This is a genomic window from Limosilactobacillus sp. DJ3M12, from assembly GCF_947381695.1.
GTDB lineage: Bacteria > Bacillota > Bacilli > Lactobacillales > Lactobacillaceae > Limosilactobacillus > Limosilactobacillus kinnaridis.
In genome coordinates this window covers 1-24,509 of the sequence record NZ_CANCWY010000005.1, presented here as the reverse complement: position 1 = coordinate 24,509, position 24,509 = coordinate 1, and the positions used below count along the sequence as shown (strand labels likewise).

25 protein-coding genes, 1 other RNA gene and 3 pseudogenes are annotated in these 24,509 nt (G+C 39.0%); 20 read left to right on the top strand and 9 right to left on the bottom strand.

Going from position 1 to position 24,509, the window contains the following annotated elements:
• Positions 1-11 precede the first annotated feature (11 nt).
• The 15 genes from QOS06_RS04520 (at position 12) to QOS06_RS04450 (ending at position 14,242) form a co-directional block, all read left to right on the top strand.
• Entirely contained in the window at positions 12-443 is a 432-nt protein-coding gene (locus QOS06_RS04520) for a F0F1 ATP synthase subunit epsilon (RefSeq protein ID WP_098046379.1), read from the top strand.
• A 201-nt stretch (positions 444-644) separates the two neighbouring features.
• Positions 645-908, top strand: coding sequence for a DUF1146 family protein (locus QOS06_RS04515; RefSeq protein WP_003667560.1), 264 nt, complete (start codon positions 645-647; stop codon positions 906-908).
• A gap of 18 nt (positions 909-926) precedes the next feature.
• Positions 927-2,243: a UDP-N-acetylglucosamine 1-carboxyvinyltransferase gene (murA, locus tag QOS06_RS04510; protein WP_283595564.1), complete on the top strand. Its 1,317-nt coding sequence runs from the start codon at positions 927-929 to the stop codon at positions 2,241-2,243.
• 106 nt (positions 2,244-2,349) lie between these two features.
• Positions 2,350-3,342 (top strand): rod shape-determining protein, encoded by a 993-nt coding sequence (locus tag QOS06_RS04505; protein ID WP_003666578.1) that lies wholly within the window; start codon positions 2,350-2,352, stop codon positions 3,340-3,342.
• A gap of 6 nt (positions 3,343-3,348) precedes the next feature.
• Positions 3,349-3,585 (top strand): membrane protein insertion efficiency factor YidD, encoded by a 237-nt coding sequence (yidD, locus tag QOS06_RS04500; protein WP_011953410.1) that lies wholly within the window; start codon positions 3,349-3,351, stop codon positions 3,583-3,585.
• 23 nt (positions 3,586-3,608) lie between these two features.
• On the top strand, positions 3,609-3,833 hold the full coding sequence (locus tag QOS06_RS04495; RefSeq protein WP_003666580.1) for a DUF2969 domain-containing protein: 225 nt from the start codon (positions 3,609-3,611) through the stop codon (positions 3,831-3,833).
• A 48-nt stretch (positions 3,834-3,881) separates the two neighbouring features.
• On the top strand, positions 3,882-5,075 hold the full coding sequence (locus QOS06_RS04490; protein WP_003666583.1) for an FtsW/RodA/SpoVE family cell cycle protein: 1,194 nt from the start codon (positions 3,882-3,884) through the stop codon (positions 5,073-5,075).
• Positions 5,076-5,087: 12 nt separating this feature from the next.
• Entirely contained in the window at positions 5,088-5,381 is a 294-nt protein-coding gene (locus QOS06_RS04485; protein ID WP_283595563.1) for a glycine cleavage system H family protein, read from the top strand.
• 133 nt (positions 5,382-5,514) lie between these two features.
• A complete protein-coding gene (locus QOS06_RS04480) occupies positions 5,515-6,651 on the top strand; it encodes a D-alanine--D-alanine ligase family protein (protein WP_085649438.1) in 1,137 nt (378 codons plus the stop codon).
• 436 nt (positions 6,652-7,087) lie between these two features.
• A complete protein-coding gene (locus tag QOS06_RS04475; RefSeq protein WP_283595562.1) occupies positions 7,088-7,933 on the top strand; it encodes a helix-turn-helix domain-containing protein in 846 nt (281 codons plus the stop codon).
• A 386-nt stretch (positions 7,934-8,319) separates the two neighbouring features.
• On the top strand, positions 8,320-9,744 hold the full coding sequence (locus QOS06_RS04470; protein WP_065532721.1) for a sugar porter family MFS transporter: 1,425 nt from the start codon (positions 8,320-8,322) through the stop codon (positions 9,742-9,744).
• A gap of 12 nt (positions 9,745-9,756) precedes the next feature.
• Positions 9,757-11,379: a xylulokinase gene (locus QOS06_RS04465; RefSeq protein ID WP_085649436.1), complete on the top strand. Its 1,623-nt coding sequence runs from the start codon at positions 9,757-9,759 to the stop codon at positions 11,377-11,379.
• 3 nt (positions 11,380-11,382) lie between these two features.
• Positions 11,383-12,111 (top strand): L-ribulose-5-phosphate 4-epimerase, encoded by a 729-nt coding sequence (locus tag QOS06_RS04460; RefSeq protein WP_003666594.1) that lies wholly within the window; start codon positions 11,383-11,385, stop codon positions 12,109-12,111.
• Between the two features lie 54 nt (positions 12,112-12,165).
• On the top strand, positions 12,166-13,587 hold the full coding sequence (gene araA, locus QOS06_RS04455; RefSeq protein ID WP_078009152.1) for an L-arabinose isomerase: 1,422 nt from the start codon (positions 12,166-12,168) through the stop codon (positions 13,585-13,587).
• 85 nt (positions 13,588-13,672) lie between these two features.
• Positions 13,673-14,242: a sugar O-acetyltransferase gene (locus QOS06_RS04450; protein WP_283595580.1), complete on the top strand. Its 570-nt coding sequence runs from the start codon at positions 13,673-13,675 to the stop codon at positions 14,240-14,242.
• An 88-nt stretch (positions 14,243-14,330) separates the two neighbouring features.
• Here the strand turns inward: QOS06_RS04450 and QOS06_RS04445 are convergent, their stop codons facing one another.
• The 7 genes from QOS06_RS04445 to QOS06_RS04420 form a co-directional block, all read right to left on the bottom strand.
• Positions 14,331-15,173 (bottom strand): aldo/keto reductase, encoded by an 843-nt coding sequence (locus QOS06_RS04445; RefSeq protein WP_283595561.1) that lies wholly within the window; start codon positions 15,171-15,173, stop codon positions 14,331-14,333.
• Entirely contained in the window at positions 15,166-16,263 is a 1,098-nt protein-coding gene (locus QOS06_RS04440; RefSeq protein WP_283595560.1) for a GntR family transcriptional regulator, read from the bottom strand. Before QOS06_RS04440 ends, QOS06_RS04445 begins: the two co-directional genes overlap by 8 nt.
• A gap of 111 nt (positions 16,264-16,374) precedes the next feature.
• Entirely contained in the window at positions 16,375-16,863 is a 489-nt protein-coding gene (locus QOS06_RS04435) for a universal stress protein (protein ID WP_003666602.1), read from the bottom strand.
• A gap of 83 nt (positions 16,864-16,946) precedes the next feature.
• Positions 16,947-17,243 carry a hypothetical protein gene (locus QOS06_RS04430; protein WP_107690438.1) on the bottom strand — a complete coding sequence of 99 codons (297 nt, stop codon included), beginning with the start codon at positions 17,241-17,243 and terminating at the stop codon, positions 16,947-16,949.
• 81 nt (positions 17,244-17,324) lie between these two features.
• A non-coding RNA gene (gene ssrS, locus QOS06_RS11135) (6S RNA) lies at positions 17,325-17,512 on the bottom strand.
• A gap of 36 nt (positions 17,513-17,548) precedes the next feature.
• Complete coding sequence (locus QOS06_RS04425) at positions 17,549-18,853, bottom strand: replication-associated recombination protein A (protein WP_107690439.1); 1,305 nt, start codon at positions 18,851-18,853, stop codon at positions 17,549-17,551.
• A 3-nt stretch (positions 18,854-18,856) separates the two neighbouring features.
• Positions 18,857-19,345, bottom strand: coding sequence for a YueI family protein (locus tag QOS06_RS04420; RefSeq protein ID WP_283595558.1), 489 nt, complete (start codon positions 19,343-19,345; stop codon positions 18,857-18,859).
• Between the two features lie 172 nt (positions 19,346-19,517).
• Here QOS06_RS04420 and QOS06_RS04415 point away from each other — a divergent pair, with 172 nt between their 5' ends.
• On the top strand, positions 19,518-19,751 hold the full coding sequence (locus QOS06_RS04415; protein ID WP_225364327.1) for a hypothetical protein: 234 nt from the start codon (positions 19,518-19,520) through the stop codon (positions 19,749-19,751).
• A gap of 218 nt (positions 19,752-19,969) precedes the next feature.
• Here QOS06_RS04415 and QOS06_RS04410 read toward each other — a convergent pair whose 3' ends face one another.
• Both QOS06_RS04410 and QOS06_RS04405 read right to left on the bottom strand, forming a co-directional pair.
• Positions 19,970-20,377: a VOC family protein gene (locus tag QOS06_RS04410; protein WP_003672370.1), complete on the bottom strand. Its 408-nt coding sequence runs from the start codon at positions 20,375-20,377 to the stop codon at positions 19,970-19,972.
• 23 nt (positions 20,378-20,400) lie between these two features.
• Positions 20,401-21,144 (bottom strand): DUF6198 family protein, encoded by a 744-nt coding sequence (locus tag QOS06_RS04405; RefSeq protein WP_229285956.1) that lies wholly within the window; start codon positions 21,142-21,144, stop codon positions 20,401-20,403.
• Between the two features lie 252 nt (positions 21,145-21,396).
• Between QOS06_RS04405 and yaaA the strand changes: the two genes are divergently transcribed.
• The 4 genes and pseudogenes from yaaA to QOS06_RS04385 form a co-directional block, all read left to right on the top strand.
• Positions 21,397-22,146, top strand: coding sequence for a peroxide stress protein YaaA (yaaA, locus tag QOS06_RS04400; protein WP_283595556.1), 750 nt, complete (start codon positions 21,397-21,399; stop codon positions 22,144-22,146).
• Positions 22,147-22,271: 125 nt separating this feature from the next.
• Positions 22,272-24,002, top strand: a pseudogene (oxc, locus tag QOS06_RS04395) (oxalyl-CoA decarboxylase).
• Positions 23,995-24,195 (top strand): annotated as a pseudogene (locus tag QOS06_RS04390) (CoA transferase); the annotation flags it as partial. The pseudogenes oxc and QOS06_RS04390, both read left to right, overlap by 8 nt.
• An 88-nt stretch (positions 24,196-24,283) precedes the next feature.
• Positions 24,284-24,509 (top strand): annotated as a pseudogene (locus QOS06_RS04385) (IS30 family transposase); the annotation flags it as partial.

The following is a 24,509-nucleotide window of genomic DNA, read 5'->3' as shown; positions in this document are numbered from 1 at the left end:
GAGGGATAATTATGGCTGAAAATACTTTTAAGGTCACTATTATTACTCCAGATGGCACCGTCTATGATAATGATAAGGTTACTATGCTCGTTATGAACACTGCTGGTGGACAAATGGGAATCATGGCTAACCACGTACCATTAATTGCTGCACTTGAAATCAGTACAGTTCGAATTAAACATTCTGAAGGCACTGATGAAGTTGCAGCGGTTAACGGTGGGATCATTCAATTTGATGGTCAAAATGCTATAATCGCAGCTGATAGTGCTGAAATGCCTGAAGCAATTGACGTTGAGCGGGCACAGAGAGCTAAAAAGCGTTCTGAGTCTGCAATCGAAGAAGCAAAGAAGAAGCATAACCAGAGCGATTTATCACGTGCAGAAGTTCACCTCAAGCGTGCAATTAACCGTTTGAATGCTGCTTCTAAGCAACGCAATATCTAAGGTATAATATCAAAAAGAGGTTGGAGAAAATAATCCAACCTCTTTATTATTTTAAAGTGTAAACTGCTAAAACGCAGTAGCTGCCTAACTATCTTTACGGGGTGGGACTAAAAACTCGCAAGCAATTTAGTCTCATTTCCTTTTCGGTTAAAAGATCATTAAGCTTTTTTACGAATTAATAATTTAATCATGTGATATGATATGATTGAATTTAGTTTAAAAGAGGGTGATCGATTGCAAATTACAGGATTACGAGCGCTAATAGAAATAATAGTGCAACTGGCATTTGTCTGGTTAGCGTTTTTTGCTATTCAAGGGATACATTTTGAGCATTTTTTTAACCGACCACCACGTACATTGCCTCTACTTATTGTTTTGATGGCTACTGGACTAGGATATTTATGTGCGACATTTTTCTTAAATATCCTAAGTGCAATTGGTAATTTGACATATTTAATTCGATAGTATTTACTGGAGGATCTTATGGAAAAAATTGTTGTTAAGGGCGGTCAGAGGTTAACCGGTCGAGTTAAAGTTGAAGGAGCAAAAAATGCAGTCTTACCAATTCAAGCGGCATCTATTTTGGCTTCTAGTGGAAACATTAAATTATCAAATGTTCCCATTTTATCGGATGTAACGACAATGAATCAGTTATTACGGTTCTTAAATATAAAAGTAGATTTTGATAAAAATAAGCATGTTTTAACAATTGATGCAGCTGACCCTGTATTATCTGAAGCACCATTAGAATATGTTAGCCGGATGCGGGCATCGATGGTAGTCTTAGGCCCCTTGCTAGCTCGGACAGGTCATGCGCAAATTGCGCTTCCTGGTGGATGTGCGATTGGTTCGCGGCCAATTGATTTACATCTTAAGGGATTACGTCAATTAGGAGCGGTTATTGAGCAACATGATGGATACTTAGAAGCACGGGCTGAACACTTAATTGGTGATCATATTTATCTAGATTTTCCTAGTGTCGGTGCAACACAAAATCTGATGATGGCAGCAACCCTTGCGCAGGGAATTACAACAATTGAAAATGCCGCCAGTGAGCCTGAAATTGTTGATTTAGCAAATATGTTGAATAAAATGGGTGCACGTGTTCATGGTGCTGGAACAGACATTATCCGGATTCAAGGGGTTAATTTCCTTCATGGTTGTGAACATACAGTAATGCCAGATAGAATTGAGGCAGGAACATTTATGATTGCGACAGCCATTACTAATGGTGATGTAGTGGTTGAAGGAGCAATCGCTGAGCATAACACCTCACTAATTGCTAAATTGGAGGAAATAGGGGTGACAGTCATCGTTCAAGAAGACGGGATCCGTGTTCTTGGGACTTCTGTTCTAATTCCCACGAATATTAAGACTCTTCCATACCCAGGATTTCCTACTGATCTTCAACCACAAATGTCCGTTCTCCAGCTTTTGGCAAATGGGACCAGTACCCTAGATGAGACGATTTTTGAGAAGCGTTTTATGCATTTAGAAGAATTACGACGAATGAACGCCGATTTTCAAATTAATGGTCCAGTTGCGGTTTTAAATGGTCCCACGTGTTTTAGTGGCGCTGAAGTAGCTGCCTCTGATTTACGAGCGGGGGCTGCTTTAGTATTGGCCGGGTTAGTTGCTGATGGAATTACCCAGGTTCGTAACCTAAAATATATTGATCGGGGATATTACCATCTTCACCAAAAGTTACAACAATTAGGGGCCAAGATTGATCGAATTGATGTCGAGGATAAAATTAAATTGGCGGTAAAGCCTTCTAAGAATAAAACAAATCAAGATTAAAGATTCGTAAGCGACGTCTATCTGTATCCCTATTTTGTGGTATAATTACGAACGATATTAACGAGTTTAGTGTTAAAACTTAACTAGCTAAAAGGAGAAGAAATTAATGGCAAAGGATATTGGAATTGATTTGGGAACTGCCAATGTTTTGATTTATGTTCAAGGCAAGGGTATTGTTCTAAATGAACCGTCAGTTGTGGCGGTTGATACAAAAACCAATAAAGTATTGGCTGTTGGTTCAGAAGCATACCGAATGGTTGGACGTACTCCTAGTAACATTCGGGCTATTCGTCCATTAAAGGATGGAGTTATTTCTGATTTTGATGTTACTCAAGAAATGCTTTCCTACTTTATTGGTAAACTAAGCGTTAAAGGGTTTATGTCAAAGCCAAACATCATGATCTGCGCACCAACGAATATTACTGAGATTGAACGAAAGGCAATTATTCAAGCCGCTGAACAATCTGGTGGTGGTAAAGTTTACCTTGAATACGAGCCTAAAGTAGCAGCAATTGGTGCTGGATTAGACATTTTTAAACCTCGTGGAAACATGGTCATTGATATGGGTGGTGGTACCAGTGATATCGCCATTCTTTCATTAGGCGATATTGTCTCAAGCCAGTCAATTCGGATGGCCGGTGATAAGATGAATAGTGATATTGCTTCTTATATTAAGAATAAGCACGGCCTAGTAATTGGTGAACATACTGCTGAAAAGATCAAAATGGAACTCGGGACTGCATTACGGGTTGATGATCCTGAAACAATGGATGTTCGTGGTCGTGATGTAGCTACTGGAATGCCAAAGCAAATCACGGTTAATGAAAATGAAATTGAAGAAGCATTGCACGATACGCTTGAACAAATTGTTTCAGCCGCTGTAAATGTATTAGAAACAATTCCACCAGAGTTAGCTAGTGATATTATTGACCGGGGAATAATGTTAACCGGTGGTACTTCTTTGTTAAAGGGTGTCGATCAATTATTCAGTGCTCGTCTAAAGGTACCGGTTGTTGTTTCACAAGACCCATTAGACAATGTTGCTAAGGGTGCTGGTGAAATGTTAGAACGGATGCAAAAGACTGAACGAAAGAAGTAAGTTGAAATGGTAAGGATTTTATGTGACCTTATACGCTGGTATCAACAAGGCATTTCCGCCCAACGACCATTTCGCGTATGTCGCTTTACCCCCTCATGTTCACAGTACATGTTAGAAGCTTTACAACGCTTTGGTTTAAAGGGGATATTGCTCGGAAGTTGGCGGCTCCTTCGTTGTCAGCCGTTTTCTCGTGGTGGCTATGATCCGGTACCTAATCATTTTACTTTTCGTCGTCAGGGGTAATAATAGTTATTAAGGGTGAAAAAGTGTCAAAGAAAGATAAAAAAGTAGAAGTCAGCGTTAAAGATATTGAACGTCGTAATCAACCGGTTCAACAAATTTTTATTGGAGACCGATTGATTGGTGAAGTTGTAACCGATAATGAACGTTTCAAAGCAATGCTGATAAGTGACCAGAGCGAATTTTATGTTCGTTCTCAAGAAGAGGGATTAGAAATAGTCCTTCAACAATATCATCTTCACCAGCATTAGTTTGGTGAACCATCCTCTTTGATTAATATTTTGTAAAGGAGTTTGGTAATGCAACGTTCGCAAAATGATGTAGAAAGTCGGATTGACTGGGGAATTATATTTTGTGTTCTTTTGTTAGCCTTGATTGGTCTTGCTTCAATCTATGTAGCGGCAGTTCATGATCGGCAGCAAACTAGTGTAGCACGACAGGTTATTACCCAGTTGGTTTGGTATGCGGTTGGAACAATCCTTATTATTGTCATTATGCAATTTGATGCTGAACAATTATGGAAATTAGCACCAATTGTATACTGGCTAAGTGTATTTTTAATGTTCGCAATCCTAGTCTTTTATAGTCGAGCCTATTATGCTAGTACCGGGGCTAAGAGTTGGTTTGCAATTGGACCATTTACGTTTCAGCCTTCGGAAATAATGAAGCCTGCCTATATTTTAATGATGGGGCGTGTTATTACGACTCATAATAACCGATATAGTGTGCATACTGTTGATTCAGATTGGCGATTAATTGGGACGATGTTCTTATGGCTATTACCAATTTTAATTTCGCTGAAGTTTCAAAATGACTTTGGGACTGGGTTAGTATTCTTCGCTATTTTCTGTGGAATGGTCTTAGTTTCTGGAGTTACTTGGCGAATTTTGGCGCCAGCAGCTACGATATTAGTTGTTGTTGGGGGCTCAGCCTTAGCGATGGTAACTAGTTCGGTTGGGCGACAAATACTTGAACATGTTGGGTTTCAAGCATACCAGTTTGATCGGGTTGATACCTGGCTTCATCCAGAACAGGATACAACTAACCAAGGGTATCAGTTATGGCAGAGTATTAAAGCGGTTGGTTCGGGTGGTATTACTGGAACTGGTTTTAATAACTCAAAGGTTTATGTTCCGGTTCGTGAATCAGATATGATTTTTTCCGTTATCGGTGAGAATTTTGGGTTCATTGGTGGGGTTTTATTAATCCTTATCTACTTGTTACTGATCTACTTAATGATTCGAGTAACATTCGATACCAAGAACGAATTCTATGCTTATATCTCAACTGGAGTTATCATGATGATTTTATTCCACGTTTTTGAAAATATTGGAATGAACATCGGTCTATTACCATTAACAGGTATTCCGCTTCCATTTATTAGTGCTGGGGGATCCTCATTAATTGGTAACTTGATTGGGATTGGAATGGTAATGTCGATGCGTTACCATCATCATTCTTATATGTTTAGCAGTAATCGTGAATTTAGATAGTGAGGTTATAAAATGGCAAAAGATTATTTTTGGGTAAAAGAGCAAGCAGATGGTACTAAGCGTGTCGGCTTAAACGATGAAGGCCGTGATGAGTTAGGAGAAGTAAGTTTCATCGATGTACCAGCAGTAGGGACAACTTTGAAACAAGCTGACAAATTTATTACAGTTGAAGCAGAAAAAGCAGTTACCGATGTGGATAGTCCCATTGATGGTAAGATTACCAAAATAAATGAAGCTATTATTGATGATCCGGCTGGATTAAATTCAAGCGATATGGAAAAAAACTGGATTGTTGAAGTTAAATAAAAAATAGGAGACTAGGATTAGGGGAACCTTGATTTTAGTCTCCTATTTAGTATTGGCGGATCTTTCCAGTTCATGTTATACTTAAGGTTCTAGGAAAACGGCTAAGATAAAAATATTTAAGGTGGTATTTATTATGACCAAAAAATTACACATCGCTTTATTATTTGGTGGTAACTCCTCTGAACATGATGTGTCAAAGCGATCAGCACATAATATCTATGATGCTCTTGATAAGGAAAAATATGATGTAAGTCTTTTTATGTTTACAAAGGATGGAATTCTATTAGGCAATGAGGATTCTCAAAAGATCTTTGATGGTGAACCTGAAGACCAAGTGGTAGCAGAAGCATATCAAAAGATGGATATGAGTAGTCTATTAGCACCAATTATGGCCTTAAACGAACAAAAGGAAATTGATTTCTTCTTCCCTGTTATCCATGGTAATTTAGGTGAAGATGGTACAATTCAAGGCCTCTTTAAGCTCCTTAATAAGCCATACGTTGGTTCAAATATTGCAGCTAGTGCGATGTCTTTTGACAAGGATCTTACTAAGAAGATTATTAGTCAAGCTGGTATTCGCAACACCCCCTATGTAGTAGTTACGCCAGAAAACCGGGCTGATTATTCATGGGGCCGGATTGAAGAAAAATTAGGTAATCTCACTTTTGTAAAGCCAGCTAAGCAAGGTTCCTCCGTTGGAATTCATCGAGTTACTAACGCTGAAGAATATGAAAAAGCGTTAGATGATGCTTTTAAGTATGATTACAAGATCTTAGTAGAACAGGGGATCGCTAATCCTCAAGAAATTGAGATTTCAATCTTAGGAAATGAACATCCAATTGCCTCTAAGTTAGGAGCTGTTCGTGTACCTAAGGACGATCCATTCTATGATTACGAAAACAAGTTTGTGGATGCCAGCGGGGTTGTTTTTGAACTTCCTGTTAAATTACCACAATACTTAGTTGATGAAATTACAGATATGGCTTTGAAAGCATACAAGGCATTAGGAATGAAGGGAATGGCTCGGATTGACTTTTTAGTTGACAGCAATAATGTTCCTTATCTTGGTGAACCAAATACATTACCAGGATTTACTAACATTAGTCTGTACCCTCAAATGTGGGAAGTTTCTGGTATTTCATATTCTGACTTGATTGATCGGTTAATTCAATTAGGATTACAAGAATTTGAACGAAACAGCAAGATTAAATACGACTTCCGTAAGCTTGGTACTGAACGTGTTGGTCAAAAGAAATATAACGAAGACTAAAGAATAATTATTTAATGGTTAGGATGTTGTGAAGACAATGTGCTAACTATTTTTATTATTAAAATTATAGCAGGAAGTAAATATTATCATAATGGTATGAAATCCGTGGTTTAGTATTGCAGTAAGCAAAATTTATAATATAATGAAGATACGTAGTTTTTGTAAGCGTTAGAGTAGCTTACAGTCACACTACTTATAGTACTTTATAACCATCGCAGGGGGTGACTTTGAAGGTGGTTATAAGCATTTATTTTTTATAAAATTTATTGTATTTTAAACATAAAAATAGTATTGATTTATTTTTGGCCTATAATAAAAGACCTAGGTAAAACCAAAGTAATTTTTGTTGCTAATGGTGGTATAATACGATTGGCAATGGTACAGTTCATAGAGTACATATTTTATATTCAACAATTATGATTAAGGAAGGTAAACAATGAGACTCCGAGGAGACGTATTAAAACAAATTCGTCGCAAGCGTGGATTGTCCCAAACGGCTTTAGCTGAAGGGATTTGTACTCAAGCGACAATCAGCCTAATGGAAAAACAAAATCGCTTACCCAAAATGGATATTTTAACGGCAATATGTGAACGCTTAAATATTTCTTCTGATCGAATTGTCGAAAATGAAGTTAGTGGAATTAATGAAACATTCAACCAAATCGTTGATAATTTGATTTCACGCAATTTTGAAGATGCTTCAGCGCTTTTGAAGAAGGTTCATGTAAAAAATCTAGAAAGTGATTTTGATAAACAACGTTACTACTATCTAGTAGGAATGGTTCAAGTTGAAAGTAATCAAATTGATGAAGCCATTTTTAATTTTGAACTTGTTTTAACTCAATTTGCTACTACTAGTGCTAATATTTATTTAGCTATGACAACTGCAGGAATGGCGCTTGCTTACTTAAAACGTGGTGATAAAGAACGGGCAGGACGGTTAACTAACCGGTCTGTAAAACTGATTGATAATAAAAAATTGATTGGGAGCCTTTATCAGTGGGCATCAATTGATTGTCAAATTGCAGAATTATATCTGCAACTTGAAGACCCTGATAACGCTATTGAAGTTGCTAATAAGGGAATTGAACTTTGTCGGGAACATGATTCATTATTCTTATTAGATGAACTATATCTTTATATAGGTCGTAGCTACATCCTAAAGAACGACAAGGAAGAAGCTAAAAAGGCTTTAAAGATTGCTGAAAGTCTTAGCATTGCTCGTAATGGATCAGTAGCAGAAGATACAATTCTATTAGAGTTAAAGAATTTAGAAATTTAATTAATATACGTAACTGAAAAACGAAGCTGAGAGATGGTTAAGATGTCTCAGCTTCGTTTTTTAGTATAAATTTAAAGATTTATCCGTATAAATAATTAATAAAAACTTAATTGATTATTAAAGACTAATTTCAGTTTATGTGCATTAAACAAGAATTAGTCTTTTTTAGTAGTAAAAAATAAAAATATTTTTCACATGCATAACTGCTTCTAAATACAAGATAGACATGAAATTGTTAAATGTATAAAATGCTTTTTCACAATTGGTTATGATTAATTTTAAATAATTTACTTGATTTATCCGTACAAATATTTTATAGTAATAATTGTTCAATGAAAGCGCGTTCATGTTCATGAAAAACTATTACTTTTTAATTTTTAAGGAGGATGAATGTAATGGCTAAAGCCGAGAAGAAAATATCAAGTGCATTTATCTACTTCTTCGGATCATTTGGGGGCATCCTATTTGGTTACGATATCGGTGTTATGACTGGTGCCTTACCTTTCTTACAAGCTGATTGGCACCTTGAAAATGCAGCTTCTCTAGTTGGTTGGATTACTTCAGCAGTTATGTTTGGGGCTATCTTCGGGGGCGCATTAGCCGGACAACTTTCTGATAAGTTTGGTCGGCGGAAAATGATTTTAATGTCTGCAATTGTATTCATGGTATTCTCCGTTTTATCTGGTGTTTCACCAGACATGGGCGAAGCAAGTGCCTACTATCTGATTATTGTCCGGATGCTTTTAGGTTTAGCGGTAGGGGCTGCCTCAGCGTTGGTACCAGCTTATATGTCCGAAATGGCACCAGCTAAAGCACGTGGACGTTTATCTGGACTTAACCAAACAATGATTGTTTCTGGAATGTTATTGTCATATGTTGTTGACTTCCTATTGAAAGACCTTCCTGGTGAATGGGCATGGCGTCTTATGTTAGGATTGGCAGCTGTTCCTGCTTTAATCTTATTCCTTGGTGTTCTTCGTTTGCCAGAATCTCCACGGTTCTTATTGCGTAAAGGTGATGAAGCCCAAGCGCGGAAAGTTCTTTCTTACATTCGTAAAAATCCAGCTGAGATTGACCAAGAATTAGCAAGTATTAAAGAAACTGCTAAAGAAGAGCGACAAGCAAATCAAAAGACAAGTTGGTCAACCTTATTCAGTGGCAAGTATCGTTACCTAGTTATTGCTGGGGTTGGGGTTGCAGCCTTCCAACAATTCCAAGGTGCAAACGCGATCTTCTACTACATTCCATTAATTGTTCAAAAGGCAACTGGCCAAGCTGCATCTTCAAACTTAATGTGGCCAATTGTTCAAGGGGTTATCTTGGTTGTTGGTTCCCTGGTTTACATGTGGATTGCTGATAAATTTAACCGGCGGACATTGTTAATGGTTGGTGGTGCTGTCATGGGACTTTCCTTCATTCTTCCAGCCGTTATTAATTGGATGATGCCAAATATGAATCCGATGACAATTGTTGTGTTCTTATGTATCTATGTTGCGTTCTACTCCTTCACATGGGCTCCGTTAACATGGGTGCTTGTTGGTGAAATCTTCCCACTAGCTATCCGGGGTCGTGCCTCTGGTTTAGCTTCATCATTTAACTGGATTGGATCATGGTTAGTTGGTCTTATCTTCCCAATTATGACGGCAAGTATGCCACAAGAAGCTGTTTTCGCGATCTTCGGAATTATCTGTATCTTAGGAGTTATCTTTGTTAAGACTTGTGTTCCAGAAACTCGTGGGCACACTCTTGAAGAAATTGAAGAGCAAGGAACAAACCATGGTCGAGTAAAGGCCAGCAATCCTGAAAACTAGGAGGAATACTCTATGAATTTACGTGAAACAGCGACACAAGTAAAAAATGGTCAGGCTTCACTAGGAATTGAGTTAGGCTCTACCCGAATTAAAGCAGTCTTGATTAATTCAGATTTTGAAACAATCTCTTCTGGGAGCTATACCTGGGAAAACCAATTGAAAGACGGGATCTGGACATACCCGCTGGATCAAGTTTGGGAAGGGATTCAAGCTGCTTATGCCAAGATTAAGGCAGATGTCCAAAGTAAGTACCATGTGAGCTTGGATGAAATTAGTTCAATCGGTGTCAGTGCCATGATGCATGGGTACCTACCATTTGATAAAAATAACCAATTACTTGTTCCATTTAGAACCTGGCGGAATAACATCACTGAGGAATCCGCAGATAAGTTAACTGATTTATTTGATTTTAATATTCCACAACGATGGAGTATTGCTCACCTCTACCAAGCAATTTTGAACAAGGAACCGCATGTTAAAGACATTGATTTCATTACAACTTTAGCTGGTTATGTTCACTGGAAACTTTCGGGTGAAAAAGTTTTAGGAATTGGGGATGCCTCAGGAGTATTTCCAATCGATGATCAAACATTAACTTATCGTCAAGACTTTATTGAAAAATTCAACTCATTACCAGAAGTTGAACAATACCCATGGCAGCTTAAGAATATTTTGCCTGCAGTCCTGGTAGCTGGACGCGATGCAGGTCACTTAACTGCTGATGGAGCAAAGTTACTTGATCCAAGTGGGACTTTGCAAGCTGGTAGTTTGATGGCCCCTCCAGAAGGGGATGCAGGAACTGGAATGGTTGGAACTAACAGTGTTCGAAAACGGACAGGAAATATTTCGGTTGGAACTTCAGCCTTCTCAATGAATGTGTTAGATGCTCCATTAAAGAAGCTTCACCGTGATATTGATATTGTTACTACGCCAACCGGTGATCCAGTAGCCATGGTTCATATCAATAATTGTTCTTCTGATATTAACGCCTGGGTTGGATTATTTAGAGATTTTGCTAATGCAATTGGAGCCAAGATCGATACCAATACGCTTTACGAGACCCTATTTGATTCAACGGTTCACTCCGACCCAGATGCTGGTGGATTAATTAATTATAGTTATCTTTCTGGTGAAAATATTACCAAGATTCAGGAAGGACGTCCCCTATTTGTCCGTACTCCAAATAGTAAGATGAACCTCGCTAACTTCTTCCTTACTCAACTCTATGCAGCATTTGCGCCATTGAAGATTGGGATGGATATCTTACTAAATGAAGAACACGTTCAAACCGATGTCATGGTTGCGCAAGGAGGACTCTTTGGGACACCAGTTATTGGGCAACAAGTTTTGGCGAATGCCTTAAATATCCCAATTACAATCATGAATACTGCCAGTGAAGGTGGACCATGGGGAATGGCGGTTCTTGCTAAGTATGCTGAAACGTACGGAAAAGAATCCCTAGCAGATTACCTTGACGAAAAAGTCTTTAAGAATCCAGAAAGTATGACCCTTACACCAGAACCTGCTGGCGTAAAAGGATATGAAAGCTTTATTACTCGTTACCAAGCAGGCTTACCTGTTGAAGCATTAGCTGGTGATGACATTAAAGAACGTGAAGAGAAAGGGAGTAAATAGTACATGTTAGAAGATTTAAAGAAAGAAGTTTATGAAGCAAATATGCGGCTTCCTAAACTAGGCCTTGTTTCCTTTACATGGGGCAATGTTTCAGGGATTGACCGTGAAAAAGGATTGTTTGTTATTAAACCTTCTGGAGTTCCATATGAAGAGATGAAGCCGGAAGACATGGTTGTTGTCAACTTGGATGGTGAGGTAGTCGAGGGTGACTTGAATCCATCCAGTGATACTCCTACTCACACTTACCTCTATAATCACTTCCCAAAGATTGGTGGAGTCGTTCATACTCATTCACCATGGGCAGTAGCGTTTGCAGCTGCACGGATGGATGTTCCAGCAATGAATACCACTCACGCTGATACTTTCTATACTGATGTCCCAGCTGCTGATGCTTTGACGAAGGAAGAAATTGAAGAAGACTATGAAGGTAATACAGGAAAGGTAATCGTTCGTTCATTCAAGGAACGGGGTTTGGACTATGAAGCAACCCCAGCGGCATTAGTAATGCAACATGGTCCATTTACTTGGGGGCCAACACCTGACAAAGCAGTTTATAATGCTAAGGTGTTAGAAGTTGTGGCAGAAGAAGATTATCATGCAATGCAATTAACGCACCAAGACCTTCACTTACCTCAATACTTGTTGGACAAACACTATTACCGCAAGCATGGTGCGAATGCATATTACGGACAAAATAATGCGCATTCAAAAGATCATGCAGCTCACGCTTAATTAATTTGGTAGCTACATTTAAAAACTTTTTTAGGATAAAAGGAGTGTAATCTCATGGATATTAAGAATTACGAATTTTGGTTTGTTACTGGTAGTCAATTCCTTTACGGTGAAGAACAATTAAAGTCAGTTGCTGCTGATGCTGAAGATATTGTTAATAAGTTAAACGAAAGTGGTAAGTTGCCTTACAAGGTTGTCTTCAAGGGTGTTATGACAACTGCTGAAGGAATCACTAAGTTTATGAAGGAAGCTAACTACAATGACAACGTTGCCGGTGTTATGACATGGATGCATACCTTCTCACCAGCAAAGAACTGGATTCGGGGAACTAAGCTTTTACAAAAGCCACTGCTTCACTTAGCAACTCAATACTTGAACAAGATTCCATATGACACCATTGACTTTGATTACATGAACTTAAACCAATCAGCTCATGGTGACCGTGAATATGCTTACATTAACGCTCGTTTACAAAAGCATAACAAGATTGTTTACGGCTTCTGGGGAGATGAAGAAGTTCAAGAAGAAATCGCTGACTGGCAAAATGTTGCGGTTGCTTACAACGAAAGCTTTAACATTAAGATTGTTCGTTTTGGTGATACAATGCGGAACGTTGCCGTTACTGAAGGTGACAAAGTTGAAGCCCAAATGTTCCTTGGCTGGACTGTTGACTACTGGCCAGTAAGTGACTTAGTAGAATATGTAAATGGTATCAGTAAAGAAGAAATTGATGCTGCTTACAAGGACTTAGCAAGTCGTTATGAAATGGTCCAAGGTGATAATACTAAGGAACACTATGAACACTCAGTTCGTTACCAACTTCGTGAATATCTTGGTTTGAAGAAGTTTATGGATGAAAAAGGCTACACTGGCTTTACCACCAACTTTGAAGACTTGCATGGCCTTGAAGAATTACCTGGGTTAGCTGCTCAATTATTGATGCGTGATGGCTACGGCTTTGGTGCTGAAGGTGATTGGAAGTCTGCCGGAATGGATCGCTTATTGAAGATTGCTGCTGATAATGTTGCTACTGCCTTTATGGAAGACTACACATTAGACCTTCGTTCAGGTCACCAAGCAATTCTTGGTTCACACATGCTTGAAGTTGACCCAACAATTGCTTCAGATAAGCCACGAGTTGAAGTTCACCCATTAGACATTGGTGGTAAAGATGACCCAGCACGGTTAGTATTTACTGGTCGTGAAGGTAAGGCTGTCGATGTTACCCTTTCATACTTCAACGATGGTTACAAGGTTATTGGTTACTCAGTTGATTGTCATAAGCCAGAAGCTGAAACGCCTCATCTTCCAGTTGCTAAGCAGTTATGGACACCAACTGTTGGCTTAAAGGAAGGTGCTGAACGCTGGATGCATGCTGGTGGTGGTCACCACACAATCTTGAGTTTCAGTTTGAAACCACAACAAATTAAAGATCTTTTCGGAATGTTAGATGTTAAAGTTGATTTTATTGAATAGTTAATTCAAATTAAAAATCCTCAAAATGGTTCTACTCGGCAAACCTCGAGACGAGTAGAACCATTTTTTATCAGGAGATGGAAAAATAAAAACTGAAAAAGAGAAAATGCTAGCAGGGGAAGCTTTTAACGTTTACGATCCCGAATTAGTTAAAGAGCGTCAATATGCCCGTCAATTAGTTGAGCGATTTAATGCTCTTGGCGAGATGAACCCGACTGCAAGCAATACTGTGATTCGTCAATTGTTTGGACACGTTGGCGAAAAGTGTGAAGTTCATCCGCAATTCAAATGTGATTATGGTTATAACATTTATGTAGATGATGATTTTTTCGCTAATTATGATTGTGTCATGCTTGATGTTAGTTCAATTCGGATTGGGAAGCATTGTTTATTGGGACCGCGAGTGCAGATTTATACTGTTAATCATCTCTTGAACCCACGATTACGGCGCAATGGAGCTTACGGCCAAAGTAAGGATGTCACTATTGGGGATAATGCGTGGATTGGTGGCGGGGCAATTATTTGTCCAGGTGTAACTTTGGGTAATAATGTAATTGTTGGTGCTGGAAGTGTAGTGACAAAGTCGTTTGGTGATAATGTTGTTATTGCGGGTAATCCAGCACGGATCATTAAAGAGAATCCATATGTAGAATAATTGATTATTTCCCAGGTTATTTTTAATGCAAAAAGGGAACTAAGATATGGTCATGTGACGGCCGTTATCTTGGTTCCCTTTATCATTCTTAATATTTAAGGTTATATTCGTAAACTAGTGCTGGTTCTTTACCTACGCGTGTAAAGTTATTTAAGTTATTAATAGCAGTCATTTCCTCGTCGCTTAATGTGAAGTCATAGATGTTAATATTTTGCTTGATTCGCGCTTCATGAACTGACTTCGGAATGAAGGCGACCCCGCTTTGCAATTGCCAGCGGAGGACAACTTGAGCAGCAGACTTATGATGGTTAGCAGCGATCTTATTGAGGGTTGGATTGTCGAGGATGGTTCCACGCCCAAGCGGACTCCACGCCTGGGTAACAATATCATGTTCCTTATCGTATTGGAGCAATGGTTGTTGGTTTAGGCGAGGATGACGTTCGATTTGATTAATAACGGGCATCTCATGCGCTTGAGTAGCAAGATACTGAAGGTGAATCATTTGATAGTTACTAACACCGATTGAATGGGTCAGACCTTCCTTTTTTAATTCTTCAAGGGCTGCCCAAGTGTCAAAGAAAGCTCGTTCAATTGGCCAATGAATAAGCAGAAGGTTAACATAATCGAGTTTCAACTTTTGAAGGGAGTCTTTAATAGAGGTGATTGTTTGCTTAAACCCTTGATTAGGTTCCGATACTTTTGTGGTAATGAAAAGTTCCTCACGGGGTAAGCCAAGCTCCTGTAAAGCGTTCCCGACCTCTGCTTCGTTTTTATATAATTGCGCGGTATCAAAAAGACGATAGCCAGCATTATAGGCATACTTTATCGCGGAGGTAATCGTACTTTGATCAGTGATTTTATATAAGCCAAATCCTTCTTGAGGCATTGATTGACCATCAGCAAGTAATAATTGTTTTACTTCATTATTCATTGGTATTCTCCTTTGTAATAAGCGGAGCAGTCGATTGTCCCTTAATTATTGTTGGGGTATAAACTTTTGAAGTGACTTCTTCGCCTGCAATCATTTTTAAGATCATTTTCCCAGCATCTTCACCTAGTTGACGTTTGGGGTGATTAGCTGTAGTGAGGCTAGGGGAGATAATTTGTGCCATTTCATAGTTATCAAAACCTATTACTGAAATATCAGTCGGCACTTGTTTTCCCTGTTTCTGAAGATGACTAATAACTCTTGTTGCAAGGCGGTCATTATAGCAGGCAATAGTAGTAATATCATTATTACTATTAAGCATCATATCGATTTTTTTAATAATATCTTCGTAATTTTCGCTCGATTGGTACATAATAACATTTGATTTAGTGGTGGGGATATTATTATCTTGATAGGCTTTGATCATTCCAGCCATGCGGTCAACCCCTTGTTGATCATCGATTTGGAATACTCCTAAAATATTAGTGTGTCCAAGACTGAAGAGGTATTTTACCAAATTCTCCTCTGCTTCCCGGTCTTTTGTCAGTAAAGAAGGAAAATCAAAGCCAGGATAAGTAGAGTGAAATAGGATTGTTGGAATTTTATATTTCTGGACTTGCCGATAAAGGTCTAAGTTAGGATTAGGCATGGCGCTTTCAGTCGGCTCAATAATTAATCCAGCAATTTGAAGATCCAACATATTTAAGATTGTTTGGCGTTCACGTTTATGGTCATTAAGCGTATTTCCAACAATCATTGAGTAACCTTGTTCTGTTACCACACTATCAATTCCGGAAATGATTGGAGGGAAGATATAGTCAGCCATATGAGTGCTGATTACCCCAATGATTTTATTTTTTTCGCTTTTTGTCCAATCGCGTTGCCAGTCTTGAACAAACATCCCACCACCTTGAATACGGTAAATATAGTGCTCGTTTTCAAGGTCCCCAACAGCGCGACGAATTGTATAACGGGACACATTAAAACGTTTCATTAAGGCACTTTCAGTTGGCAGTTTTTCATTGATTTTATATTTTCCATCAATAATTTCGTTTCGTAAAGTTTGCTTTACTGTTTCATATTTCACTTCCAATGCTTTGCACTCCTATCTTAATAAAAGTAGTTTTGAATATATAAAAAATGCTCCATATAATTAGCAACCTGCTAACGCCTATGAAGCATTTGATTGATTTTATCTTGATATTTAGAACCGACGCTTCTTTGGATTTTCGATTGGCTTGTTATCCAAATCGGTCCGTACTACTAGAACATCGCAAATGGCTGTTCTAGTAACAAATTCGGTAACAGAACCGATCAAAATTCGTTCAACAGCGTTTAGCCCAGTAGCACCAATCATAATGAGGTCAGCACCCATTTCCTTTGGCATATCCCGAGCAATAATTGTCTTTGGAGCACCATATTCAATGGAGTAACTAGCATTTTCAACACCGTGCTCTTTAGCATAGTCGATGTACTTGTCTAAAGTCTTCTTTGCAGTTTCTGTAACTTGTTCAACCATTGAAGTATCGAAACTAGAAATATTTTGGAATGCACGTGTGTCAACAACGTGAAGTAAACGTAATTCAGTGTCTGCACCATTACGTTTTGCTACAGCAACAGCTTTCTTAAAAGCCAATTCAGCTTCTTTAGAACCGTCAACAGGAACTAAAATGTGTTTGTATTCTTGTGCCATAATTGTAGTGCCCTCCTGAAATCTTTATATTATATACTTATTATACACTTTTTCACTATTGAGCGTAAAGCGCCTACGAAACATTACTTGCGATGATTTATGCGAAAATCAGCAGTAATTGCGAAAGCCATTAACGTTTCGCTGACACAGCCAATGATTACCATAATAACTAGGAATCCAGTATTGTTTGTCCATCCAGAAATGATACTTAGAATACCGACGACGGTCATCACAATCCCCCAATTTTTTAATTGTGGAGCTAAATATTTACTTTTAGTAGGATCGAAAACAAGAAATGGCTTATGGATGTGGGTTAAGAGAAAGATTCCTTCAAAAAGAGCAATTAAACCAAACAGAGTCATTAGAAGTGGTAACAACATAAAAATCTATCCTATCTATAATGAAATTAAAATGAGGGTGAGAAAAAGCAAAAATCTTTCTCACCCTCACTAAATATGTACGAAAACTCCGTTGGTGCCGTTAATTGTCATTCAGTGTTGACCTGTGTTTAAGACAGGTGGGACACGGCTGTCTAATATTCAACTACCAAGTGTAAAGGCATGTTGTCCAAAAGGCAATGCACTAGTCCCAAAGTAATAAGACTGTAAGGCAAACCTGCGTTTAGACAACGCGTACACTACAGAATTTTCACTTTTATAATAGCATTTTTAAGTGGTTGGTGCAATTATTTGCTCGGGTGATGTTTACCTCTTAAAGTATGTTGTTGAGCTTTTCGTAATTGCCAATATTGTCGGCCCAAACTAGCTTCAAAACGACCATTATTTTTGGGTTGGTAGTATTGGGCATCTTTAATTCGGTCAGGCAAATATTGCTGAGCTACCCAATCTTGAGGGTGGTCATGAGGGTAATCATAATCTATCCCGTGCCCTAGCTTAGCAGCTCCTTTATAATGAGCATCTTTAAGGTGAGGTGGAACGTCACCAAAGCCACCTTGGCGGACCTGAGCAAGAGCTTCATCAATTGCATTAATTCCCGAATTGGATTTTGGTGACAGGCATAGTTCGATGACAGCATCTGCTAAGGGAATTCGTGCCTCTGGAAAGCCCACTCGTTCTGCAGTTTGAACTGCCGTAACAGCTCGTTGCACGGCAGGCATATTCGCAAGTCCAATATCTTCGTAGGCTGTGACCATTAGGCGCCGTGCAATAATAGGCAGGTCACCGGCTTCAATTAAACGAGCAAGATAGTGGAGGGCCGCATCAGTATCTGACCCGCGAATAGACTTTTGAAAGGCTGAGATGACATCATAATGAGCATCGCCATCTTTATCAGCGGATAACGCCTTTTTCTGGACGCTTTCTTCAATAATCGGTAGCGTAAGATGAATTTTCCCATCTTCACTTGGATCAGTTGATTTGGCAGCAAGTTCCAATCCATTTAAGGCACTTCGAAGATCACCATTGGTCGCTGCTACTAGTTGGTCCTCGGCGTTTTCTTCAAGGACTAATGGTAGATTACCCAGACCGCGTTCTTTATCAACTAATGCACGCTGGATAGCGGTCTTCATTTCATCAGTTGAAAGTGAGTAAACTGGGAAAATTTGCGTCCGACTGCGAATGGCGGGATTAATACTAATATATGGATTTTCTGTTGTCGCCCCGATGAGGATAATTCGTCCGTTTTCGAGGTGCGGAAGAAGAAAATCTTGTTTTACTTTATCTAACCGATGGATTTCGTCGAGTAGTAAGATTACAGTTCCGCTCATCTTAGCTTCTTCTGCGACGATTTGTAAATCCTTTTTTGTATCAGTTGCCGCATTTAGTTTTCGAAAAGCATATTTAGTTGAACCAGCAATCGCACTGGCAATGCTGGTCTTACCAGTTCCGGGAGGGCCGTATAGAATCATTGAAGAAAGCATTTTTGCTTTAACCATGCGTGAGATGATTTTACCTGGTCCGACAAGGTGTTGTTGACCGACCACTTCATCTAACGTTCGCGGCCGCATTCGATAAGCAAGTGGTTGTTGCATATATTAGCCACGATCCTTTCTATGGAAGAGATGGTGGAAAAAACTTTGATGTTGATCATTGTTTTTTTCAGTCATACTATTATTTGAATTTACCAGATTAGGATATCGTTTTTTGACGTCGACTGGTGATTGGTAAACAGCTGTTTTTGCCGCCACGACAACTACTAATGAGTCTGGGTCAGTTTTATATTCTGGATCGGTTTTCAATGTAAATTGAGCATTATCTTTAGCAGCAGTTTGAATGTATGGATGAATTTCGTCGTGAGGGAGATTACCGTTGATAAAAACAAGGTTGCCAATTCCACGATCTAACTCGGCAGTTAATGCCTTTGTCCAATCTTGTTCCTGTAGTTCTTGAACACTAATTGTTAGACAGACGCGTTCACGGAATGTTCCGAGATATTTTCGCTGTTCATCGGGCTTGATTTTTGGTGTACCGTAAACAGCATTGTCAATTCGCTGTTGAGCAGCACTTTTTTCTTGTTCAGACATATTGAACGCCTCCTTATCATGCAATTGTAACACGAAATGCAGAAAACTATATTTCTTGATAATGTTATAATTTTTGTTATATCATGACTATGAAGAAACAAAAGTAGGCTAACATATAAGGGAAGTGATTATTATGTTTAGTGCAGTATTTTGGGTTTTAGCATTTTGATTTATTGTCAATCTAGTCTGGACAATTGCGCGCCTTAATAATCGGATGATGTCAAGAACGTTTGCCTGGATAAATGTAGTGGCAGTAGTAATTGGTTTTTGGACGTTTTACGCTGCCAGCAATGGCGGGGGCGGAATTGCTCCTTGGTTTCGGTTGATGAATTGGACTAACATTGTCCTTGCGATTTTTCAATTTTATAATGGATACCACCCACATCAATATAGTAAAAAATCATAGCTCTAATTAAAAAGCTTATAAAAAGGCGAGGCTGAGAGAAAACTTTTGTTTTCTCTCAGCCTCAACTGCTTTTATGAACAATAGTAAGATAACGTGGAAAATAATCACAAGGCTCGAGTCTAAGTACGAACGATAATCAGCCTGTGCCGTGCTAATCATCGTCCTAGCTTAGCCAACCGCCTTGTCGAGGAGGTTATTTTCCACTCGCCTTTGATGTTTTATTTTACAATTTCACAAAATTCGATTGTTTCACTGTTAGGACCTTCAATGTTGAAGAACTTAATTCCCTTATCCCAGAAGTCAAGGTGTTGAACTTCATCGTCCTTTAGGTTGAAACCTTCAGCCTTAGCAGCCTTGAAAGCCGCGTCAGCATCACTAGTATTAAGGGAAATGTGGTTAATAGCACCCGTTTCGTGAACGGCACCGTCGCCAGTCCAGATTTCTAAAGTGAGGTGACCATATTGCATGAAAACAACTTCATTTCCTTGGTCATCAGTATCAAATTCGCCAAGTTTCTTGAAACCAAGCTTTTCCCAAAAAGCAATTGTTTTTGCCATATCATCGGTTGGAATCCCAATGTGTTGTACATCGTCAAAGTAACCTGCTAAACTCTTGTTAAATGCCATAATAAATCACTCCTGTATAAATTTTAATTACCAATATCAAGTGCCTGGTGCTTTAATTTAGGGAAGATATGACGGTCTGCCCAACCAGTAATTGCACCTTGGAAGGCAAGGGCAAATAAAGTTCCTAATCCAAAGTTGTAAATACCGCCTTGCATGAATGCAGCGATAATTGCCATAATTGTTGGTGGAATGTATGATAACCACATCGCAATCGTTGCGTTACCATGGCAATAACGGAAACGAATAATTTGGAAAAGGTCATCAGCGGGGTGTAACACGAGGTTGACACGCTGATAAATTGAAATGGCGGTTCCGATGAAAGCAACCCCTAAGAAGTTAATGAAAACATATAGGATAATCATCGGTAAGGTAGTGGCGTCCGGCATAATTCGGTTAAAGATGTCAGAGAACCACTGGATAAAAATAGAAAATGGCAACATGAAAATAAAATTACCACCAATTCGTCGCCAGTCCCACTTATGCATCAAAATTGCGTTGAGGACAGAAGTTAACATCCCTAAGACCATGAAAGCCCAGAAAAGGGTCATTGAATTGTTCCCTAAAACGGCAATCCCTAGGTTGTTTTCTGCGGCTGTCCAATAAGCGGAGCCAAGAAATTGTGGGTGGACGTGTGAACTTGTAACAAGTGTTAGGACGTTCCCCATTGAGTTAATAACAATTGACAGTGCAAAGTATGCCCAACTAGCAGTTAATGAAATTGTTCGCTCGGCAACTTGACCTTGTACTGGAACTTTTTCTTGTTCCATTTATATTCTCCCTTCCAACTTGACCAATCATTTGGTGAAGTTATTCACTTTCTCTCTACGATGAATTAATTTACAACCATCAAAAAAGCTTGTCAAGCGCTTCACAAGTTGAAATGACGGGATTTATCCTATACCAAAATTATTGAAACGATTTACTGAAAGCGCAATCATCAAGTGGGTGTAGGAAACATAAATCTAATTAGACCAATTAGCTGAAAAAGCTTACAAAAAAATTTTGAAAGGATGAGATATGTGAAAATAATCATTTCTCCAGCACGAACAATGCAAGTTGATACCGACTCTTTACTTTACAAAGATTTGCCGGAATTTCTTCAGCAGACAAAAGACATTTTAGGGTGGATGAGGAGCTTATCTTATGATGAGTTACACAAAGTATGGGGGAATTGCAGCTCGCGTTTAGCGATAAAAAATTATCAATGGCTCCAACAAATGGATCTTCAACGAAAGCTGACGCCAGCAATTATTGCTTTTACTGGTCTGCAATATCAATATATGGCGCCAAGTGTTTTCTCAGATGATGGGTTGAAATACGTTCAAGACAATTTACGGATATTATCAGGATTTTATGGTATTTTACGGCCGTTTGATGGAATAATACCTTACCGCTTAGGGATGGGTGACATGGCGCCAGTGAATGGATATAATAATCTTTATGACTTTTGGGGAGAACAACTTTATCATGAACTCTATAAGAATAATGATTTAGTAATTAGCTTAGCTTCGGTTGAATACGAAAAGGCAATTACTCCTTATCTACAAACTCAAGATCGATTTATCAAATGTATTTTTGGGGAAGAAATAGATGGAAAGATAAAACAAAAAGCAACATTAGCTAAAATGGCTCGTGGGAATATGGTGCGATATTTAGCAGAAAACCAAATTCAAACAATTGAAGGCGTCAAGCAGTTTAATATCGGCGGTTACCATTTTCGGGAAGATCTGTCTACTGATGAAAAATTAGTTTTCGAACTGGTAAAGTAAAAGTAATCATATTATTTGCCAATCTTTTTGAATCTTTTTGAATTGTCTTATAAAAGAATTGTATACAAAGCTATCAACAGTGCACTGATTCTATTAAATTTTTAATGATAGAAGGGAGCCAAATTATGGTAGGCGATTCTTTAAATAAGACAGGTGCCAATTTATTAATAAAGGCCTTGCATGAGAATAATATTAACCGGATGTATGAAATAGTTGGAATCCCGGTAACCGATTTAGCGCGGCTCGCTGAATTACGCGGAATGAAATATTATGGTTTTCACCGTGAAGATTCAGCAGTTAATGCCGCCGCGGCAACTGGTTACTTAACGCAAAAAACTGGCGTTACATTGACTGTTTCAGCACCCGGTTTTTTGAATGGATTAACAGCTTTAGCTCAAGCTACTAAGAATTGTTTTCCGTTGATTATGATTTCAGGTTCGTCTGAACGCCATATTATTGACTTATCACAGGGCGATTATGAAGGTTTTGACCAATATAATGCGGCAAAACCCTTCTGCAAAAAAGCTTATCGGGTTGATCGAGCAGAAGATATGGGATTAGCTGTTGCAAGAGCAATTCGGACAGCAGTTTCAGGCCGCCCTGGTGGTGTTTATCTTGATATTCCAGCTGACACAATTGTTCAAGAAGATACTGCTGATCAATCTAATTTTGGGGTTTATAAGTTAGTTGATCCTGCCCCTAAACAGGTACCTAATGATGAAGCAATATCACGAGCGGTTGATTTAATCAAGAATGCCAAAAAGCCCCTTATTATTTTAGGAAAAGGAGCTGCCTATGATCAGACCGAAAAACAAGTGCAACAATTAGTAGCTGAAACGAATATTCCATTTTTGCCAATGTCGATGGCAAAAGGGTTAATTCCAGATGATAGTCCTCATTCTGCTGCAGCGGCTCGTTCTCTTTCACTATGAAATGCCGATGTAGTAATTGTAATTGGTGCCCGTTTAAACTGGATGCTTTCATATGGGGATGCCCCACAATTTAACCCGCATGCAAAATTTGTTCAGCTAGACATCGATGCCACGCAGTTTGATTCCTCACAGCCAATTAGCGCCCCGCTCCAAGGAGATCTTAAGTCGATTTTAGGTAAATTGGTTCCGGCGCTATTGGCAACTGGATATCAAGCGCCCACAGCATGGTTAGAGCAAATTGCGCAAGATACTGAGAAAAATGACAAAAAGTTTGCGCAACGAATTGCTAATGGTAAAGTAGCACAAAAATTTGGATATTATGGAGCGATTGCGCCTATTGCTGAATACTTCCAACAACACCCAGACACCTATCTAGTCAGTGAGGGGGCTAATACGCTTGACATTGGACGCGATATGATTGGAATGCAGCTCCCCCGTCATCGGCTCGATACGGGAACTTGGGGCGTCATGGGTGTTGGCCTTGGTTATGCAATTGCTGCGGTGGTTGAAACAGGAAAACATGTTGTTGCGCTTGATGGCGATAGTGCATTTGGTTTTGATGGGATGGAGATTGAAACGATTTGTCGATATAAGTTGCCGATTACGGTCGTTATTATCAATAATGGCTGAATTTATAACGGGATCGGCCAAGTTGTTCCCAATCAACTTGGGCCAACTACTCTTGATCCAACTGCAAGGTATGATTTAATGGCTAAGGCCTTTGGTGGCGATAATTATTTTGTAAGTAATTACGATGAGATGAAAAATGTCTTTGCAAGAGCTGTTAACTCGGGACGCCCAAATATTATTAATGTTCAAATTGCACCATCGATGGGGAAAGAATCTGGCCATATTGGGAATCTAAATCCAAAGCTTAATTTACAACCACTTGAAGAAAATGAGAGGAGCTATCATAATGACTGAACAAAGTGAAAATGCACCATTAAAAGGAATTAAAATTGTGGACTGGACACAGGTTCAATCGGGGCCTTCCTGTACTTAGCTTTTAGCATGGCTAGGAGCGGAAGTGATTAAAATTGAACGGACTAATACCGGAGACCCAACTCGTAATGAGCTGCTTGATATTAAAGATTCATGGAGCCTTTATTATTTACAACGCCGTTTGTAAAATTAAGTTAGAAAAATAGAAAAGCCATTTGTGGTAGACTTTTGAATACCCCTAAACAAAAGAAAGGAAACCACAAATGACTTACACCCATCTTACCACAAACGAGCTGACAATCATCGCCCATTCTTTCGTGCAAAAGCTTAAAGCGTACCGAGTGGCCCAAATGATCAACCGTTGTGCCGAAACCGTTTATCGCGTTTATCGTTACCTGGAAACCGGTGCCTCAATTGCTGATTATCAAGATCACTATATGCGCAATAAGCAACGTTGTGGCCGAAAACGTACTCAGTTGTCACTGGCTG

Bases quoted from the DNA above. Each gene is read 5' to 3' on its own strand.
- QOS06_RS04515 (WP_003667560.1), top strand. From the start codon at position 645: ATGATTGAATTTAGTTTAAAAGAGGGTGATCGATTGCAAATTACAGGA.
- QOS06_RS04435 (WP_003666602.1), bottom strand. From the start codon at position 16,863: ATGGCACAAGAATACAAACACATTTTAGTTCCTGTTGACGGTTCTAAA.
- QOS06_RS04425 (WP_107690439.1), bottom strand. From the start codon at position 18,853: ATGCAACAACCACTTGCTTATCGAATGCGGCCGCGAACGTTAGATGAA.
- QOS06_RS04505 (WP_003666578.1), top strand. From the start codon at position 2,350: ATGGCAAAGGATATTGGAATTGATTTGGGAACTGCCAATGTTTTGATT.
- QOS06_RS04470 (WP_065532721.1), top strand. From the start codon at position 8,320: ATGAATGTAATGGCTAAAGCCGAGAAGAAAATATCAAGTGCATTTATC.
- QOS06_RS04485 (WP_283595563.1), top strand. From the start codon at position 5,088: ATGGCAAAAGATTATTTTTGGGTAAAAGAGCAAGCAGATGGTACTAAG.
- QOS06_RS04430 (WP_107690438.1), bottom strand. From the start codon at position 17,243: ATGTTGTTACCACTTCTAATGACTCTGTTTGGTTTAATTGCTCTTTTT.
- QOS06_RS04475 (WP_283595562.1), top strand. From the start codon at position 7,088: ATGAGACTCCGAGGAGACGTATTAAAACAAATTCGTCGCAAGCGTGGA.
- QOS06_RS04490 (WP_003666583.1), top strand. From the start codon at position 3,882: ATGCAACGTTCGCAAAATGATGTAGAAAGTCGGATTGACTGGGGAATT.
- araA (WP_078009152.1), top strand. From the start codon at position 12,166: ATGGATATTAAGAATTACGAATTTTGGTTTGTTACTGGTAGTCAATTC.
- yidD (WP_011953410.1), top strand. From the start codon at position 3,349: ATGGTAAGGATTTTATGTGACCTTATACGCTGGTATCAACAAGGCATT.
- QOS06_RS04460 (WP_003666594.1), top strand. From the start codon at position 11,383: ATGTTAGAAGATTTAAAGAAAGAAGTTTATGAAGCAAATATGCGGCTT.
- QOS06_RS04480 (WP_085649438.1), top strand. From the start codon at position 5,515: ATGACCAAAAAATTACACATCGCTTTATTATTTGGTGGTAACTCCTCT.
- murA (WP_283595564.1), top strand. From the start codon at position 927: ATGGAAAAAATTGTTGTTAAGGGCGGTCAGAGGTTAACCGGTCGAGTT.
- QOS06_RS04520 (WP_098046379.1), top strand. From the start codon at position 12: ATGGCTGAAAATACTTTTAAGGTCACTATTATTACTCCAGATGGCACC.
- QOS06_RS04410 (WP_003672370.1), bottom strand. From the start codon at position 20,377: ATGGCATTTAACAAGAGTTTAGCAGGTTACTTTGACGATGTACAACAC.
- QOS06_RS04445 (WP_283595561.1), bottom strand. From the start codon at position 15,173: ATGAATAATGAAGTAAAACAATTATTACTTGCTGATGGTCAATCAATG.
- QOS06_RS04465 (WP_085649436.1), top strand. From the start codon at position 9,757: ATGAATTTACGTGAAACAGCGACACAAGTAAAAAATGGTCAGGCTTCA.
- QOS06_RS04420 (WP_283595558.1), bottom strand. From the start codon at position 19,345: ATGTCTGAACAAGAAAAAAGTGCTGCTCAACAGCGAATTGACAATGCT.
- QOS06_RS04405 (WP_229285956.1), bottom strand. From the start codon at position 21,144: ATGGAACAAGAAAAAGTTCCAGTACAAGGTCAAGTTGCCGAGCGAACA.